This window comes from Viridibacillus arvi (genome assembly GCF_001274945.1).
Classification (GTDB): Bacteria; Bacillota; Bacilli; order Bacillales_A; family Planococcaceae; genus Viridibacillus; species Viridibacillus arvi.
In genome coordinates, this window is the sequence record NZ_LILB01000005.1 from 851,959 (window position 1) to 870,724 (window position 18,766).

18 protein-coding genes are annotated in these 18,766 nt (G+C 37.3%); 1 reads left to right on the plus strand and 17 read right to left on the minus strand.

The features are described from left to right. Positions 1-58 precede the first annotated feature (58 nt). From murD to AMD00_RS13530, 17 genes are all read right to left on the minus strand, one after another. On the minus strand, positions 59-1,408 hold the full coding sequence (murD, locus tag AMD00_RS13450) for a UDP-N-acetylmuramoyl-L-alanine--D-glutamate ligase (protein ID WP_053417538.1): 1,350 nt from the start codon (positions 1,406-1,408) through the stop codon (positions 59-61). Next, positions 1,405-2,379 carry a phospho-N-acetylmuramoyl-pentapeptide-transferase gene (mraY, locus tag AMD00_RS13455; RefSeq protein WP_053417539.1) on the minus strand — a complete coding sequence of 325 codons (975 nt, stop codon included), beginning with the start codon at positions 2,377-2,379 and terminating at the stop codon, positions 1,405-1,407. The genes murD and mraY overlap by 4 nt, the downstream gene beginning before the upstream one ends. Positions 2,380-2,457: 78 nt before the next feature. Then, entirely contained in the window at positions 2,458-4,341 is a 1,884-nt protein-coding gene (locus AMD00_RS13460; protein ID WP_245639518.1) for a stage V sporulation protein D, read from the minus strand. 113 nt (positions 4,342-4,454) lie between these two features. Continuing rightward, positions 4,455-6,626 carry a penicillin-binding transpeptidase domain-containing protein gene (locus tag AMD00_RS13465; RefSeq protein WP_245639519.1) on the minus strand — a complete coding sequence of 724 codons (2,172 nt, stop codon included), beginning with the start codon at positions 6,624-6,626 and terminating at the stop codon, positions 4,455-4,457. Beyond that, positions 6,623-7,000, minus strand: coding sequence for a cell division protein FtsL (gene ftsL, locus AMD00_RS13470; RefSeq protein WP_053417542.1), 378 nt, complete (start codon positions 6,998-7,000; stop codon positions 6,623-6,625). The genes AMD00_RS13465 and ftsL overlap by 4 nt, the downstream gene beginning before the upstream one ends. Positions 7,001-7,004: 4 nt before the next feature. Then, a complete protein-coding gene (gene rsmH / locus AMD00_RS13475) occupies positions 7,005-7,952 on the minus strand; it encodes a 16S rRNA (cytosine(1402)-N(4))-methyltransferase RsmH (protein WP_038183819.1) in 948 nt (315 codons plus the stop codon). Between the two features lie 23 nt (positions 7,953-7,975). Next, positions 7,976-8,407 carry a division/cell wall cluster transcriptional repressor MraZ gene (mraZ, locus tag AMD00_RS13480; RefSeq protein ID WP_038183816.1) on the minus strand — a complete coding sequence of 144 codons (432 nt, stop codon included), beginning with the start codon at positions 8,405-8,407 and terminating at the stop codon, positions 7,976-7,978. Positions 8,408-8,735: 328 nt separating this feature from the next. Next, complete coding sequence (bshC, locus tag AMD00_RS13485; RefSeq protein ID WP_053417543.1) at positions 8,736-10,352, minus strand: bacillithiol biosynthesis cysteine-adding enzyme BshC; 1,617 nt, start codon at positions 10,350-10,352, stop codon at positions 8,736-8,738. A 75-nt stretch (positions 10,353-10,427) separates the two neighbouring features. Further along, positions 10,428-10,823 (minus strand): DUF3397 family protein, encoded by a 396-nt coding sequence (locus AMD00_RS13490; RefSeq protein ID WP_053417544.1) that lies wholly within the window; start codon positions 10,821-10,823, stop codon positions 10,428-10,430. Next, a complete protein-coding gene (locus AMD00_RS13495) occupies positions 10,820-11,722 on the minus strand; it encodes a ketopantoate reductase family protein (protein WP_053417545.1) in 903 nt (300 codons plus the stop codon). Before AMD00_RS13495 ends, AMD00_RS13490 begins: the two co-directional genes overlap by 4 nt. A gap of 71 nt (positions 11,723-11,793) precedes the next feature. Further along, positions 11,794-13,335: an acyl-CoA carboxylase subunit beta gene (locus AMD00_RS13500; protein ID WP_053417546.1), complete on the minus strand. Its 1,542-nt coding sequence runs from the start codon at positions 13,333-13,335 to the stop codon at positions 11,794-11,796. Positions 13,336-13,374: 39 nt separating this feature from the next. After that, entirely contained in the window at positions 13,375-13,587 is a 213-nt protein-coding gene (locus tag AMD00_RS13505; protein WP_053417547.1) for an acetyl-CoA carboxylase biotin carboxyl carrier protein subunit, read from the minus strand. Further along, on the minus strand, positions 13,574-14,944 hold the full coding sequence (locus AMD00_RS13510; protein WP_053417548.1) for an acetyl-CoA carboxylase biotin carboxylase subunit: 1,371 nt from the start codon (positions 14,942-14,944) through the stop codon (positions 13,574-13,576). The genes AMD00_RS13505 and AMD00_RS13510 overlap by 14 nt, the downstream gene beginning before the upstream one ends. A gap of 197 nt (positions 14,945-15,141) precedes the next feature. Further along, a complete protein-coding gene (locus AMD00_RS13515) occupies positions 15,142-15,528 on the minus strand; it encodes a transcriptional regulator (RefSeq protein ID WP_227752001.1) in 387 nt (128 codons plus the stop codon). A 43-nt stretch (positions 15,529-15,571) separates the two neighbouring features. After that, entirely contained in the window at positions 15,572-16,333 is a 762-nt protein-coding gene (locus AMD00_RS13520) for an enoyl-CoA hydratase/isomerase family protein (RefSeq protein WP_053417549.1), read from the minus strand. Between the two features lie 359 nt (positions 16,334-16,692). Continuing rightward, positions 16,693-16,866 (minus strand): 50S ribosomal protein L32, encoded by a 174-nt coding sequence (rpmF, locus tag AMD00_RS13525; protein WP_038183775.1) that lies wholly within the window; start codon positions 16,864-16,866, stop codon positions 16,693-16,695. A 24-nt stretch (positions 16,867-16,890) separates the two neighbouring features. Next, the gene (locus AMD00_RS13530; RefSeq protein ID WP_053417550.1) at positions 16,891-17,424 is read right to left on the minus strand and encodes a YceD family protein; all 534 of its coding nucleotides are present in this window, start codon (positions 17,422-17,424) and stop codon (positions 16,891-16,893) included. 127 nt (positions 17,425-17,551) lie between these two features. Between AMD00_RS13530 and AMD00_RS13535 the strand changes: the two genes are divergently transcribed. After that, on the plus strand, positions 17,552-18,763 hold the full coding sequence (locus AMD00_RS13535; RefSeq protein ID WP_053417551.1) for a nucleotidyltransferase: 1,212 nt from the start codon (positions 17,552-17,554) through the stop codon (positions 18,761-18,763). The last annotated feature ends 3 nt before the right edge of the window (positions 18,764-18,766 follow it).

The following is an 18,766-nucleotide window of genomic DNA, read 5'->3' on the forward strand; positions in this document are numbered from 1 at the left end:
AAAAAGTGTGCGTTCACGTTGATTCAGCTATGGCATCCTTTCTGTTGTTCAAATTTCCTTACAACTTCATTGCAGCTTCGATGAACTTATCACCACGTACCTCAAAAGTTGGGTATTGATCCCAGCTTGCACATGCAGGAGATAATAAGATAACATCTCCTTCATTTGATAAATCTGCTGCTTGTTTAACACCTGATTCCATATCATCAGCATATGCTATTTTTTCAACACCACACGATTCTGCGAATTCAGCAAATCGCTTAGCTGTTTCCCCAGCTACGACAACCGCATGAACATTGCCCATATGTGGTCTTAGTTCTTCGAATGAGTGCCCTCGATCTAAGCCACCTGCAAGTAAAACAATCGGCTGTTTAAAGGCTGCTAACGCACTGCGAGTAGCTAATGTATTAGTTGCTTTAGAATCATTGAAGATTTTACGACTTTGCCATTCTCGAACAAATTGTGTACGATGCTTAACACCCGTAAATGATGATAAAACATGCTCAATCTTATCTTTCGGACAATCCATAATTATCGCTGCAGCAACTGCTACTAAAACATTCTCTAAATTATGTTGTCCAGGAAGTGCTATGATGCTACGTTTGATAAATGGTTTACCTAACCAGTAAATCATGTCATCATCCGCACTTATTCCTAAATAATTTATACCTTTTGTTGTGAATGGAACTTTATGTGCATGTGATTTATTCGCATAACTTACAACTACTTCTTGATCTGCATTATAGATTAAATAGTCTGATGCATCCTGATTGCGTGTTACAGCAAATTTAGCATTACTGTATTCTTCCATTGAACCGTGATAATCAATATGCGCTTCGTATAAATTCGTCCAAATCGCAATTTTCGGCTTAAATCGTTCAGTACCCATTAATTGGAATGAGGATAATTCTGTAACGACTACATTATCTGCTGTAGCATTTTCAGTGACTGAACATGCTACTGTACCTATATTTCCAGCAATGAGAGGATTTAAACCACCTTGATTTAAAATATGGTAAAGCAAGGTGGTCGTTGTTGTTTTACCATTTGAACCCGTAATACCAATCATTGGAGCCTCGCTTATTAAATAAGCGAGCTCTATCTCAGTCCAAATTGGAATACCTCGTTTTACAGCATCTGCTACTAGAATGTTTGTATAAGGAATCCCAGGGTTTTTCACAACTAATTCGAAACCTTCATCTAGTAAATCTTCTGGATGACGGCCACAAATCACTGTAATTCCTTTTTGTAACAGACGCTGTGCATCAATGTTCTCTTCAAAAGGTTTAGCATCATTTACAGTAACGAAAGCGCCCATTTTATGCAGTAATTCCGCAGCTGCGACACCACTTTTCGCTAACCCTAGTACAAGTACTTTTTTATGTTCCATCCCATTTACGCTTTTCATTTCAAGACCTCCGGAACCACTGCGATCAACGCTGCAACTACTGCTGTCAACCAGAATGTAAGAACAATACGCCATTCAGACCAGCCTGATAACTCAAAATGGTGATGTAGTGGACTCATTTTAAAAATTCGTTTACCTGTTAATTTGAAGCTTGCTACTTGTAAAATAACAGATAGTGTTTCAGCGACAAAGATAATACCAATCAATAGTAATAACACTTCATGCCCAACTAATACTGAAAGCATTGCAAGTGCTCCACCTAAAGCAAGTGAACCCGTATCTCCCATAAATACTTTTGCAGGATTTGCATTAAATAATAAGAAACCCAGTAAAGCACCTGTTACAGCAAATGCAAATATCGCAATATCAACTTGATCGTTTACAAGCGCTAGCACACCAAACGCAGTAAAAGCAATGGAAGCTGTACCCGACACAAGTCCATCTAACCCATCTGTTAAATTGACAGCGTTAGAGAAACCTACCAACCAAAAGATTAAGAATAATACATAAAATCCACCTAAGTTAAAGGCGAAATCAGTAAGTGGTATCTGAATTGTATTATGGAAAACGCCTAGACCTAATAAGAAATAGGCAGCAATCGAAATAATAATTTGTCCGATTAACTTTTGGAGGGATGTTAATCCCAAATTACGCTTGAAAATAATTTTAAGACCATCGTCTAAAAAGCCGATTACACCAAAGCCGAATAAGACGAGAATTAATACAACGGATTGTGAAGTAAAGGCATCATTTAGATAGCCTAATACAATTGTAGTAGCGATAATAGAGAATAAAAATATTACGCCACCCATCGTTGGAGTTCCCGCTTTTTTCTGATGTGATTTTGGTCCTTCTTCTCGAATACTTTGACCAAATTTCATTCGACGTAATAACGGAATAACAGCTGGTGCTGTAATTGCCGTTAAGACGAATGAAGTGGCCAAAACAATTAAAGTTGTTGCAATTGTCATGAAAATTCTCCTTCTAACCTTCTTTAGTACATGTACTATCATAGTAGTTTCAATTCTATTTTTAAAGACTAATACACGCTATTTTTCTAAATAAACGTGAATTATGCCATCTAGTCCGATTTGTGCATCTGCTTTTGGCAGTTGAGAGGCAATTTTGGAGCCATTTCCATGCCATTCTAAACGAAACGGATATTGTAATTTCGCTATATCTTCTTTTGTCTGACCGACCAAATTAGGTACGCGCACTTTCTCGACATCCCCCCATTTGTATATCTTTTCTAATTGTCCCTTCCGTTCTGTAATACCAACTTTATCGTGAACATCCTCAATGATTTGCCCCACAATTGGTGCCGCAATAACTCCACCAAATTGTGTAACATTCTTAGGATTATCTATTGCAACATAAACAACAATTTCTGGATCATCCGCTGGTGCGAAGCCGATAAAGGATACAATATACTCGCCATCCTTATACCGTCCATCTTCAACTTTTTGAGCCGTTCCAGTCTTACCACCTATACGCAGGTGATCTCTAAAGGCATTTCTACCAGAACCTAAAGCAACAACCGATTCTAGTGCTTCACGAACTTTTTTGGACGTCTCAGGCTTGATCACTTGACGTTTTTTTACTGGCTTGTAGCTTTTCAATACCTTGCCTGTATTAGAATCGATTAGATTTTTAACTATATAGGGTTGATAAAGCGTACCACCATTAATCGCTGCTGATACTGCCTGGACTTGTTGAATTGGTGTGACAGAGATCCCTTGCCCAAAAGAAGTTGTAGCATGTTCAACAGGACCATATGCCTTTTCAGAAAACAATATCCCACTCGATTCGCCTGCCATATTCGATCCAGTTGTTTTACCAAACCCAAAATCACGGATATATTTTTGAAGTTTTGTTGGCCCTACTCTTCTTCCGAGCTCTATAAAACCTGGGTTACAAGAATTTTGTACGACTTCTAAAAAGGTTTCGCTTCCGTGGCCTTCACGCTTCCAACAACGTAAACGAGCACCTTCTACCATTGAGTAGCCTGGATCAAAGAAATGATCTTTATCTAAATCAACAACCTGTTCTTCTAACGCTGCACTTAATGTAATGATTTTAAATGTAGAACCTGGCTCAAAGGTCATCCACACCGGTAGATTTCTGTTGTAAATTTTGGAATCGACTTTGGAAAATGAAGGAGGAGAGAATGTTGGATAAGATGCTAACGCTAATATTTCACCGGTTTTAGGATTCATAGCTATACCCATTGCCTGGTCTGCTTCGTATTTCTCCATCGCTTGAGAAAGCTCACGTTCTACGACCTTTTGAACATCAACATCAATGGTCAGTTCCATTGTTGCACCATCTTGACCTTCTTTCCAACTATCTTGGACATGAGGCAATGCTGCACCTTTCGCATCTGTAAATAAGCGGATTGCTGAAGCTTTTCCCATCAATAAATCATCATACTGATACTCTAATCCGGCTAATCCTTGCTGATCATAACCAGTGAAACCAATTAGCCTAGAGAGTAATTGATCATACGGATAATAACGTATGTAATCAAGCCCTGCATAAATTCCTGGTATATTTTTTTGTTGTATTTTTTCAGCAAGTTCTTTTGATATGTTTTTAGCTTCAGGAGCAAGCTTTACTATAGACGTTTTTTGTTGCATTTTTTTTGCTAACACTTGCTCATCTACCCCTAGTATCGATGCCAACTCTTTTGCAGCCTCTAAAGGTTTATCATTTTGAGCTGGCATAAAATACAATGTTGGGGCTAGTTTATTACCGACGATTAACTTACCATTACGATCTACTATGTTCCCTCTTAAACTTGAAACTGGTATTTCACGATCCCAGCTTTCTTCTGCCCTTTTTGTTAACAAATCATGTTGTATAAACTGTACATGTACTAATTTCCCTATAAGCATAATGAATAAAACAACAAAGACAATCCACATCCACTGCATTCGTTTTTTTGTACTTTTAGTGGCCCACATTGTTCGACATATCACACCTTTTTTTCTTACAAAGTATGATATGACTCCCCGTACTATTCAAATTCTTTGCGAAATCATATGAACTATTTGTAACTTTCCTCTGGTTTTTTCATCTTCAAAATAATTTTCTTGTTTGCATTTAGTACAGTACCAGCTTTAATACTTTGTTTCTGTACATAGCCTTCACCATTAATTTCTATATTGGCACCTGACATTGTTTGATACGTAAGAACGTTTCGGAGTGACCAATCTGTAAAATCAGGTACTTTTGAATCCCCATCTGTCTTTAAGAATACATAACCACCAGATAAGACTTCTGATTTTTCTGCAGGATATTGATCTATAATCTTATCGCCATTACCTATGATAACCGTTTCTATGCCATTTTCTTCAAATTCTTTTTCAACTTCTTCAACAAGTTGACCATTTAAGTTCTCCATAGTTAAAGAATTTGTTTTCTTAATTTGTTGTGGCTTAATATTTAAGTATTTTAAACTACTTCCCATAACTGTATTAAATACGGTTGCTGTTGGTTCTGAGCCGAATTCTGTAGGTCCAAGCTTAGGTTTTTCCACAGCAATGTACATAACTAACTGAGGGTCATTTGCAGGAGCCATACCTAAAAATGAATACAAGAATTCATTTTTCCCCCAAGAGTACCCACCAGATGCATTCGGAATTTGAGCTGTACCGGTTTTACCAGATACTTCATATTCTTTACTTGCAAAGTTTTGACCAGTTCCTTTTTCAGAATAAATGGTAGAAGCTAAAATCTCCCTAACTTCCTTAGCCGTTTTTCCAGAAATAGGCTGCCCTTTAATTGTTGGGGTGTTCTCTTTGACGATTTTTTTCGTATTAGGATTCACGATTTTCTCAATTACATACGGTTGCATCATTTTACCATCGTTTGCGATGGCAGAAACAGCCTGAATTAATTGTATAGGGGTAACAGTAGATCCTTGCCCATAAGTAGTTGTGACACGATTAATTGGATATTTATCCAAAATTTGCCCCGTCGCTTCATTTGGTAAATCAATTCCTGTCTTTTCTCCGAAACCAAACTTTTTCATATAAGAAATAAAGGTATCATCGCCCATTAACTTCAATAAGTGAGCCATACCTACATTTGAAGAACGTTGGATCCCTTCTAAATACGAAATATTTCCCCATCCAACTTGGTTACTATCTCGAATAGTTCGATCGAGCACAGTATACTGACCAGACTGAAATGTAGCATTCGGGAACCATTTCTCTTCTTCGACTGCAGCTGCTAATGTAAATGTTTTCATTGTTGAACCCGGTTCAATCGTCAATTCTGTTAACTGGTTTAACCAGCTATTTTCTAGTCCAGTACCATCTTGTGGGTTGTATGTAGGTCTTTGCGAAACAGCAAGTATTTCTCCCGTCTTCGGATTGGCAACAACTGCTACCATCGATTCAGGATTATATTTCTTATAAACTTTAGACATTGAATCTTCTAAAAAGTTTTGTATAGTTTTATCTATCGTTAGATATACATCCGCACCATCTTTTGCAGGTTCTACCATCTTATCGCTATTAGGTAGCAGATAGCCCCATAAATCACTCTTATATTGAACCCTTCCATCAGTACCGGATAATTCTTTGTTATAGATGGATTCTAGGCCCATTTTACCTACAGTTCTAGTTTGTCCATCTTGCTGAGTATCCCTTTGTGCTAAGCCGATTAAGTTTGATGCAAAGGTACCATTTGGATAAAATCTCTTTGTTTCTTCCATAAAAATGATGCCTGGTAACTTTTCACTACTAATCTTCTCCATTACGCCATGGCTAATATTACGACCTGCAGCACCAAATTCTACTTGGCGAATTTCATTACCTTGTGCATTCTTCGCTTTTGAATTTAATTTATCAAATATATCTTTTTCGCTAATAGAAAGATATTTCGCTAATATTTTGGCAGTTTTCTCTTTATCTGCGACGTGCATAAGAGTTTTAGTTCCTTCAGATGCCTTAGGACTAATTACAGCTACTAAGCGATAGTTAATAGTATCTTCTGCTATCACTTGTCCTTGCCGATCTAGAATTTTACCTCTATTGGCTGAAATTACTTTTGATCTTTCATATTTTGCTGCCGCTTTTGCTGCCAAAGCTTGCCCCTCTACTTGACCAGAAGCTTGGATTACAAATATACGGAAAAACATAGCAAAAAAGAGCCCTCCATAAACGATTAACATTAGAAAGGCTCCCCATTGAAATCGAAACTTTCTCTTCATTGTCCAGACACTACTTTCACGTTTTTTTCGTTTAGCTTCAAGCCTAATTCTTTCGCTTTATTCCAAATACGCTCATATGTAGAGAGTTCGCTTACCTCGATGGACAATTCCGCATTTTGTTTCTTCGTTTCATCAATTTTATTTTCGATATTTTGAATTTCAACAGATGTTGTATTAATTGCAGATTGCGTATTTAAGTTCATAACTGACAATAATGCTATTATTGTCACCATGGCCACAAGGAGAACTCTTTCCCCCTTAGACAATATTCTTTTGGAAGGTCTTGGTGTTGGCTGCTGGACGGGTCTCTCCGGTACTGTTGGCTGTGGCTGCTGGATGTACGTTTGTTGTTGTTGCCGATTAAGCAATGCCATTTAATCACTTCCCTTTTTCTTTGATTTTTTCAGCTATTCTTAGTTTCGCTGAGCGAGCTCGATTATTTTCTTCTAATTCTTGCTCTGAAGGTAATATCGGTTTACGAGTAACAAGTTTTATCCCTGGAGCTAATTCTTCGGGAATAACAGGTAAACCTGGTGGTAATTCAGGCAAAGAGGATGCTTCTTTGAAGATAGTTTTACATAATCGGTCTTCTAATGAGTGGAAAGTAATAACACTAACTCGTCCACCTACATTAATGACTTCAAGTGCTTGTATTAACGAATCTTCCGCTGCACCAAGTTCATCATTTACAGCAATTCGAATGGCTTGGAATACACGTTTCGCTGGGTGTCCGCCTTTACGTCTTGCTGCAGCTGGGATACCTTCCTTAATTAAATCTACTAGTTCACCCGTGGTTTCAATAGGGCTAGTCTTTCTAGCTTCTTCAATTTTTCTGGCAATTTGTTTCGAGAACTTTTCTTCACCGTATCGATAGAAAATACGTACAAGATCTTCGAATGACCATTCATTCACAACATGAAATGCGGAAAGTTCAGCTGTTGTATCCATTCTCATATCAAGTGGTGCATCTTGATGGTAACTAAATCCTCGTTCTGCGTTATCTAATTGAGGAGATGATACGCCTAAGTCGTATAAAATCCCGTCAACTTTATCTATGCCTAATGCTTCTAATTCTTCCTTCAGATAACGGAAGTTTGAATGTACGAAAGTTATTTTATCTAAATATGGTGCTAAACGTTCTTTAGCATTTTCAATGGCTGAAGTATCTTGATCAAAGCAAATAAGTCTACCTTTTGATGATAATTGGCTAACTAAATATTCACTGTGTCCAGCCCCACCTAAAGTACAATCTACATAAATGCCGTCAGGACGAACGTTCAATCCATCAACGGTTTCCTTTAATAATACAGTCGTATGATTAAACAAGGTTTGTCCCTCCTCTAAATTGGTTATATATCAAAATCAATCATATTCTCAGCAATGTCATTGAAGGATTCCTCAGATTCAGCAAAATAATTTTGCCAAGACTCTTTGGACCAAATTTCAATACGATTAGAAACGCCGAGTACTACACAATCCTTTTGAACATTAGCGTGTGTTAATAAGTTACTTGGGATATTAATACGGCCTTGCTTGTCCACTTCCACCTCTGTAGCACCTGAAAAGAAAAAACGCGTAAAAGCTCTGGCATCTTTCTTAGTTACAGGTAATTGCTTCAGTTTTTCTTCCAGCTTGCGCCACTCCAAAATAGGATACCCGAATAAACAATTATCCAATCCACGAGTTATTACAAAGCCTTCCGTAAGATGTTCACGGAACTTAGCAGGTATAATCAATCGGCCCTTCGCATCAATACTATGTTGATACTCTCCCATGAACATATTACTCACCCCACTATATGAAATTAATGTACCACATCCCCCCACATTCCACCACTAATTCATTGGAAAATAAGGGTGTTTACATTAAAATGCGTAAATCGTCCTTATCAACAACAGTATTTCTACTAATTTTTCCCTTTTTGTTTAAAAAACTTCATACTTCTTATTATTATTTTATTATTTTATTACCAAACAGTAGTATTTTTTTGATATTTTTAATAAAAAAAGCTATCTCGATTGAGATAGCTTTTAATACCCTATGATTAGGGTAATATTATATCTATTATATTTTTAAAAAATACCACTTTTTAATCCGGATTATTCCAAATTATATATATATTACTTGATGCAATTCACTAACTTCTAGTGGCAATTGTAAAATATCATCAATTAAAGTCATGCCATATTCATTCATATATTGGAATGGATTAAATATACGTTCCATTAAATTTCCTTCTGGAATCAGATGGCCTTCCATCTCGGTAAATTTACGAATAGTAACATCATGCTGAAGCAATACTTCTGCTTCTATTTTCTTCAATAGGAAGTCTAATTGATTTTCATGAATATCTAGATTTTTTATGACTACTTTATCTAGGTGTACGTTATTGTTATGCAAATGCTTTTGCAATTCCACATATTGCTGCTGTAGCAACGCTTTTGTTTTTTCAATAGTCTCTTTTGCAGCGTCATCATATACTTCATTTACAAATTTCTGATGCATTTGGGCCACTTTACCACTTAATACTTCAGTAATAGTTAAATCATGATCTTCTATTAAGTGTCCCACCTGGCGATTAACAAGTGTCATATTCATACGCGGTACAAAAACCGGCACCTTCATACCAAGTAACTCGAATGCGTCTTTTAATGTAGACCAATATGCAAGCTCTCCTGGTCCACCAACAAATGCAAGTACAGGCAAGACCATATCCTGCATAAGCGGTCTTGTTACTACATTATTACTTAGACAAGCAGGTTGTTCTGTTGCTAGTTGTAGTAGTTCTTCTTTCGTAAATTGGACATTCGCTACGTCATTAATAAACTTGCCATCTTTACGCTCTAATAAGAAGCGCTCGCCTTCCTTGACGTAAAAAAGGTTGGCATTTTCTTTTGTTGCACCAATTGGCGTACCATAACCATTGTCGGCCAAAAGCGCCTCTCGGTTTGAAACAACAGCTGCAATCTCTTCCGAGTGATTCACTAATCTCTCGAAATACGGCGCTTCATAAGCACGAAGCTTCGGATCGGCTGCATCTAATAGAAGTAATCCTTCTTCTTTAAAGAACCAGTGCATTAATTGAGCGAAAAAGTCAGTATATGTATGACTCTTTACTAAAAATGTATCAATTTTCGCCAACAAATCTTCTGTATATGCAGTTTCACCATATTGTTGGAAGACGTTTTTTATAAATTTACGTGTATCTTCAATATCTAAAATTGTTGTTGAAGCCATCGTCTTCTTCTTTGAACGGTCAGGATGAATATGTTTTTGCAAACGACCATTTAATACTGTAAATGTATGATTGATTTCATCAATATCATGATCTTCGCCAGCAATCCAAAATACCGGAACGACTGGAATATCTAATTTTGCACGCTGTTCTTTAGCTAATAGTAAAACAGAAATAGCTTTATGAACGGAATATAACGGTCCTGTTAATAAGCCCGCTTGTTGTCCACCAACTACAACAACTGCATTGTCTTCTAATTCCTTCAAATGTTGTTCCACTTTTACCGATTTCTCTAGCGGTTCCATAAATTCACGGATAACTTTTACGAGTTCAGCTCGACGAATCGGATGATTTTTTAGTTCTTCAAAGCGTTTTTCGAAAGATTCATCTTCATTTGTATAATGAAAAAACGACGAGATTGTTGATTCTTGATTACGATAATCTACCAATAATTGATTCGTTACCGGTACATCTATTTGTTCCAGTTTCATATTAGTATAAACTCCTCTATATTGTTAACTACTTTCGAGTATAGCATTTTAATCGATTGGATTGAAAAAATACGCTCACGTCATCGTCACATATAAAATGATTCTTTGGACTATTATAATAATCCAAATAACCACATAAGTAATGGTTAATGCTAAAAATAAGAAGCGCCAAATTTTCCTGAATAACGGTAGTATTTCAATTTCTTTTGTCGAGCGCCATTCAATTATCGTAAAAACTATCGCAATTATTATTGCAACGATAAAAGTTATAAACCCGATATCATATCCCCATAAAAAACTCACAGATTCTGGCACAGAAAAAAACAGTATAAACGTCGTCATATCTGCTGCCCTACCAAATACTTTTACTCGCTTCTTAGATAATTTTTTAAGAAGTGAATAAATAATGAGAAATAAGATGACTGGGCAAAGTATAATGAAATGCCCAAAAATTGACAGTATATATATCATCTTTCTACACCGCCTTGTTGCACTGCCATTAATATAATATAAAGAGTTTTTAATGTAGACATTTCGTGACCACGATTTTGCGCTATCTCTAATATCCCACCAACAATCGTATCTACTTCCATTAACCTTCCATTTAATCGATCTGTAAGCATAGAAGATGTATTAGTTGCTGTTTTTGTACATAAAGCAAGTACATCCTCAAATAGAAGTTGATCCTGTTGTTCCGGGAAGGCTTCCATGAGTTCTTTATATAATTTCTCTAATAATATTAAACTTTGCTCATTCGTAATAAGATAACCGTTTTTAACATTTAGTATAGTCGTTAAAGAATTAATAAGACAATTTAATAGTGCTTTTCGTATTAACATTTGTTCTGCATTTTCTATCCATTCAATCGGTAGTTTAGAATCTGATAGTTGAAAAAACTTTTTAAACGGTTGTCCATCTCCTCTTTCTACAGCTATTTTCATCTTGCCAAACCCTCTGTGTGCAACACTTGAATTCGATAGTTTCTCAGCTCCAAACTCTACTGAACTAAAAGCAATATGCTTCTGTTTCAAGTTCTTTGCAAATTGAAAATGTTTCACACCATTTTGAATAAAAAGTAAAGGCGTGCTTTCTGGTAACGAATTAAATAGAGATTGTAAACTTGCTAGATGATGATATTTTACGGCAATTATCCATATTGCATCTGTCGGAAATACTTTAAAGTCATGTGAAGCTTTAATATATGTATGGTGCGACTGTTGCAAGACATCGATTTGCTGTAGACCTTTGTCATTAAGTTCACTTGCTTGAGTTTCTCGGTGAACAAGAATATTCATCTGGGTGTGATCTTTTTGTAGCAAGGATGCTAGCAGCAAACCAACCGCTCCTCCACCTACAACAACAATTTGCATATCGATATCTCCTTTCAATAAAAATAGACTGAGGTCCACCTTAGACAGGCAGACCTCAATTGCAACACTTATTATACAGGATAAACAGGATGTTTTCGATATGGCAGCATGATTTGTTTTGAGTCATAATAAGTCAAACGTTTCGTAATGACCGCTCTTAAATCACATGGCGCTACGATTTCATCGACAATCATTTCGGATGCCATTTTGTATATATCAATTTCCTTTTTATATTCATCATGTTTTTCTTTTACAAACAGCATTCGTTCTTTCGGATCTTCAATAGCTTCAATTTTATTTGAATAAACGGCATTAACTGCCGCCTCTGGACCCATTACCGCAATTTGCGCAGTTGGAAGTGCAATACAGACATCAGGTTCAAATGCCGGACCACACATTGCATATAGTCCTGCTCCGTAAGCTTTACGTACAACTACTGAAATTTTAGGTACTGTTGCCGAACTCATCGCTGAAATTAACTTCGCACCATGGCGAATAATACCCGCACGTTCTACTTTTGTACCAATCATGAAGCCTGGCACATCAGCTAGGAACAATAATGGAATTGAAAATGCATCACATAAATTAATGAATTTAGCCGCCTTATCTGCCGAGTCAACAAACAATACGCCGCCCTTTACTTTCGGTTGGTTCGCAATAATTCCCACCGCTTGACCATCCATACGCGCTAAACCAGTAATCAATTCCTGTGCAAAAAGTTTTTTTATTTCAAAAAAACTTCCCTCATCTATTAACTGATCAATCGCTTCATACATATTAAAAGGTGCGTTTTGATTTTCAGGAATTATTTCTTCTAATTTGCGACCCTGTTTTGGTTGTTTTCCATCAATTACTGCTGGTTTATCAGCGAAATTCGCTGGAAAATAAGTTAAATATCGACGTGCTTCGGAAATAGCTTCCTCCTCAGTCGAAACAAGTACATCTCCGCACCCACTAACAGTACAATGCATACGTGCTCCACCCATCTCCTCAAGCGACACCTTTTCCCCAATAACCTTCTCAGCCATACGAGGTGAACCTAAGTACATGGAAGCATTACCTTCTACCATAACAACAATATCACAAAACGCCGGTATGTATGCTCCACCTGCAGCAGAAGGACCAAACAATAAACAAATTTGCGGAATCATTCCTGACATTCTCACTTGATTGTGGAAAATACGTCCTGCTCCACGACGCCCAGGAAACATTTCCAATTGATCCGTAATACGTGCTCCTGCTGAATCTACTAAATAAATCATAGGTACTTGATTTTTTTCTGCCACTTCTTGGATACGGATAATTTTCTCTACAGTACGAGAACCCCACGAACCCGCTTTTATAGTTGAATCATTCGCCATAACGCAAACTGTTTGACCATTCACCTTTCCCATTGCAGTGACCACGCCATCTGCAGGTAAATCGACTGCTTCACAATTCGCAAAACGTCCATCCTCTTCATATTCTCCATTATCAAAAAGAAGCGTTAAACGATCTCGTACGAACAATTTATTTGTTTCTTTTAGTTTTTCATGATATTTCGGATGTCCACCTGCAAAAATTCCCTCAAGTTTGTTGGCTAGACGTTCGTTATATACTGTTTGTTCAGTCATATCAAGGCCTCCCCTTTGTGTTCTACACTTACATCTACATTAGCCTAAGACGACTAGTACATCCTCATCGTTAACGAAGTCGCCTTCGTTGACCTTCACTTCAGCAACTACGCCTGATACTTCAGCATCTACTGGAATTTCCATTTTCATAGACTCTAAAACGATGACAGTTTGACCAGCAGTTACTGCGTCTCCTTCTTTTACCTCTACACGAAATACAGTACCTGCCATTGATGCTTTAATTTCCCCCATAAATCTTATCCCCCTTGTGATTGGCTAACCATTCTGTTAGCGAACTTGTATGATAAACTCCTGATTGGAACATTACATCTTGCAATAATCGATCAAATAATAACAGATTTGATTTTACCCCTTGTATATCTATGCCCTTGATAGCCGTTTCAGAATTAGCCAATGCTTGCTCTCTTGTTTCCCCAAACACGATAAGTTTCGCAATAAGCGGATCATAAAACGGTGATACTGCATTCCCTTCAACGTAACCACTATCTATTCGACAATTACCTTTTCGCGGGAACTTCAATACTTGCAACTTACCCGGTGATGGCAAAAACCTCTCTGGATCCTCTGCGTAAATACGATATTCAATTGCATGGCCAGTGCACTTTATAGCTGTTTGGTCTTTTACAGGTAATGTCTTGCCTTCAGCTACTTGCAATTGCCACTCAACAAGATCAAATCCAGTAATAGCCTCAGTAACTGGATGCTCAACCTGTAAACGTGTATTCATCTCGAGAAAATAAAAGTGATTTTCCGCATCCACTATAAATTCTACTGTTCCTGCATTGGTATAACGAACAGCTTTTGCTGCATCCACAGCAGCTTGCAATAATTTTACGCGCTCCTCTTGCGGAAAATTAGGTGATGGCGATTCTTCAATAACCTTTTGGTGACGTCGTTGAATCGAACAATTTCGTTCAAATAAATGAACTATATTCCCCTCAGCATCGCCAAATATTTGCACTTCGATATGGCGCGCATTCGGAATATACTTCTCAATAAACACGAGATCGTTTTTAAAATACGATTGTGCACGTTTTTTTACATTTTCAAAGCTTTGACTGAGCGCTTGCTCATCTTCACAGCACACCATGCCAATACCGCCTCCGCCAGCTGACGCCTTCAGCATTACAGGGTATCCAATTAGACTAGCAAACTGTAGTGCCTCTTCTAATGAAGTTAGGCCTTCTTCTGAACCTGGTACAACTGGAACACCGGCACTTTTCATCGTTTGGCGCGCTTGAATTTTATCACCCATTTGCTCGATTACATTTGCATTTGGACCAATCCAGCGAATTCCCGCAGCCTCTACTTTTCTAGCAAAATCCGCATTTTCTGATAACAACCCGTAACCTGGATGAATATCACTTACCTGATGCTCAATGGCAAGTTGAATAATATCATCAGCCTTCAAATAAGACTGTACAACCTGATTTCCACCTATACGAACAGCATTTGTCGCTTCTTTAACGAAAGGTAAATCTTGATCTGCATCTGAATAGATAGCAACTGTTTCAATACCTAGCTTGTGGCATGTCGAGATAATTCTTCTCGCAATCTCCCCACGATTGGCAATTAGAACTTTGCGCATATTCATCCCCCTTTGCTTGAACCGTTTCTCCCTTTCCTTATTAGTCTAAACGAAATAAGAAAGCGATTTCAACTATTAACTAGCAAATTTTACGTATTATTGAGTATTTTTTCATCTTTGTTATTTTATTCACAATAAAAAGATCATTCCAAAATAGCTTTAGAATGACCTTCCATACGAAATATTCAACTGCATTTTTATTGTCTAACCTTCTCTAAACCTTGTTCGAGCCATTTTACTAACTCATCATGCTCATGCCTTAATGTTTCATGAGATTTCTTCAATGATTGATAAGCTTCAGATAATTGATCAAAGCTCATAAGCGCTTGCTTTAGATGCGACCGCATCATTTGCTTTGGTCTTGTTTTAGCATCTTCCAATTCAGCTTCATATTGCGCTCTTAATGTTTTATTCCATCGAAAGCCACAAGCTTGCTTTGTACGGCCTAACTCTTCAGCTGCTTCTTCAAAACCTGCAAGCTGTGAGCGACCTTCACGAACTGCCATTAATATAATTTCCACCAAACGTGTATCATCTACAGCTAACCATTGATCTTTTCTTTTTTTAACTTCTATCTCAATCACCTCGCATTTTTATTACTATATGCGAGTTTTTCAATTTTAGAAGTTATTTTGATTTTGATAGAAAACGATTTACAGCTTCATGATGTGCATCACTTTCCCACAATTTTGCGCAGGTGTGAACTTCCTCCATAACGCGATCAAACAGCTCCATTTCTCTCCATTTGCGTAGCTCCATTTCTTTATAAGCTTTATGAACTGAAGGATGGACTTTACGCATGTCCTCTATAAACGCCTCAAGTGCTGCTTCTTTATCCCCTTCAAATACACGCATAGCCCATCCGATTTCATATAAAAGTCCAGCTGGATATGCTTTAGCGTCTACTAACATTTTCAAGGCGCGATCATGACGTAATCCACGTTCAAATAAATATGTTCCGCCACCCCAGCCAGATGTAATCGCTAAAGTTCCTTGAATGAAACCACATTTTGCTTCTGAAGCTACTAAACGGAAATCACAAGCTGTCGCAATTTCACAACCTCCACCAACAGCAGCACCATTAACTAAGGCAATTGTTGGGACTGGTAAAGTCGCCAGATCATAAAGAATTTTAGCCATTTTACTTAGCATTCCAAAAGCTTGCTTTTCAGTTGTTAAGGAATGAAACTCTGCTAAATCCCCTCCGGAGCAAAATGCGTGATTCCCTGCTCCCGTAATGACTAAAAAACGTACGGTATCATGATCATGTACATATGTAATTACTTTTTTAAAACCTTCCATCACTTCATCATTTATAGCATTACGTCGTTCTGGACGATCAATAGTAAATGTTAATACTCCATCTTGTTCTTGAAAATGATACGCCATTTAACTCTACTCCTTTTAGAATAATTAGAAAATAGAAATAATATCATCATACCTGTTTTAATTGGCTGATGCAATGAGCCCCACAAGTCCAGTTCACTTTATCAGCGTATAAAAGAGCTGCTAAATTCAAACATTACCGAAAGGAATTTTTTCAAAAAAATAGCCAAAAAATAAAACAGCAACCTGAAGGCTGCTGTAAATAAAGATAAGATTAAACAATTATATATGTCACATTTAATATTTTTTAAAATCAGTGCTTATCGCGGTTCAAAGAGAGCCTTCAGCATTAAAAACAAATAAAAAAAGACCACTAGAGAGCCATGGTCTCTCTAGTAGTCTTTTCCAGAACAAATACTGAATTATTTGCTCACAACTTCTTTACCTTTGTATTGACCGCATGCTTTACATACGTGGTGAGCCAATTTACTTTCACCACAGTTTGGGCAAGCAACCATACCTGGTAGAGCTAGTTTGAAATGTGTGCGACGTTTACGTTTCGCAGTTTTAGAAGTTCTTCTAAATGGTACAGCCATCGATGGCACCTCCTTACAGATCGGTTATTCGTCTGTTTGATCAAAATACTTTGCTAAATCAGCAAGTCTTGGATCTATTTTTTTTGTGTCATTCTGTTTTTGATAGGCTAACTCGTCCTCCGTTGAAAAACTCCAATCAGAGTTATTCTTAGGTGTCGGAATTGTCGCATCTTCTTTATACACTTGCATCGGAATTTCTAATAAAATTAGTTCTTCTAACACAGGGTCAACATTTACTACTTCACCTTCTACAATGTGAAGATTATCGTAGTCTGTTTCATTAGCAGTTTCTGACCAACTGAATATTTCGTCGGACTCGATATCAAATGAAAACTCAACGTCTTCCCATGTTCGTGCACAAGGAAGTGTTAGCGTGCCTGTCAATTGAAAATGACAAGTGATTTGGGATGCACCAAATGTACAGTGCCCTTTTACATGAACAGGTGTAATCTGACGGATGTCCGGGTTACGTTTCATCACATCATCCAATTGAACTAATTCGTCAATCGGCATCCCGTTTTGGCGATATTTAGATAATTGTGGGATTGCCCATTTCATACGTTTATCACCTCAAGACAACAAAGTTGATTATATAATGCTAAATTATAGATGTCAAGATATTTTCTTGTCACTACTACAAACTCTCCGTATAATTACGGATATAGAGTGTAAATGGGGTGAAGATTTGATAGCAACCGGTGTAATTGTAGAATACAATCCTTTTCATAACGGCCACCTACATCATATCAGACAATCACGTAAAGAGACAAATGCAGATATTGTCATTGCAGTGATGAGTGGTCATTTTTTACAAAGAGGTGAACCTTCTTTTGTCGATAAATGGACGAGAACAAAGATGGCTCTAGCTTCAGGTGCAGATCTTGTTGTCGAATTACCTTATGTGTACGCAACCGCTCAAGCATCCGATTTTGCTAAAGGTGGTATAAGCATATTAGACGCTATGTGCTGTGACTATTTCTCATTCGGTAGTGAAGAAGGCAATATAACACCGTTTTTAAACAGTTATAGCCTGTTACAGGAGCAGAACGATACTTTACAGCAAATGATAAGGGATGCTATTCAAACAGGTATAAGCTATCCTCAAGCGTTAAATACGGCATATAAACAGCTTATCCCAACAAATGAACTGTCATTCGTAGATTTATCAAAACCAAATAATATTTTAGGTTTTCATTATATTGAAGAAGCAAATAAAATTCATTCAAATATAAAAGCTGTAACAATCCAGCGTATTAAAGCTGGTTATCATGATGCAATTGAAGCAGATTCAACGATTGCCAGTGCTACCGGAATTAGACAAGCCATTTTTGAAGAGAATTCTATAGATGCAATCGTCTCCTACATGCCTTTAGATTCCTTTAAAGGATTAGAAGAATGGCGTAAATCAAATATTTCTTTTGGAAGTTGGGAGACTTTCTGGCCATTATTACGCTTTACAATCATTCGTCATACACCACAAGAACTCGCAAATTTCGCAGAAGTGACGGAAGGCATTGAATACTTGCTACTACGTGCTGCAAGAGAAAGTGAATCTTTTGTGTCGTTTATGCAAAAAGTTAAATCGAAACGCTACACATGGACACGTATACAACGTATGCTTACACATATTTTTACCGGCTTTACGTGGGAGTGTTTAAAATCCTTTAAGCAGCCTTCATATATTCGCTTGTTAGGGATGACTAGAAATGGTCAAAATTATTTATCCACAAAGAAAAAGGATTTTACATTACCTATTATTAGCCGTGCAGCGAGCTCTAACGATGCAATGTTAATGCAAGATATCCATGCCACCGATTTGTACATGCTTGCGCTTAGCGGACCTGCAAATACAAAAAGAATGGGCTTGGATTATAAAACCCCGCCCATTCGTGTATAAAGA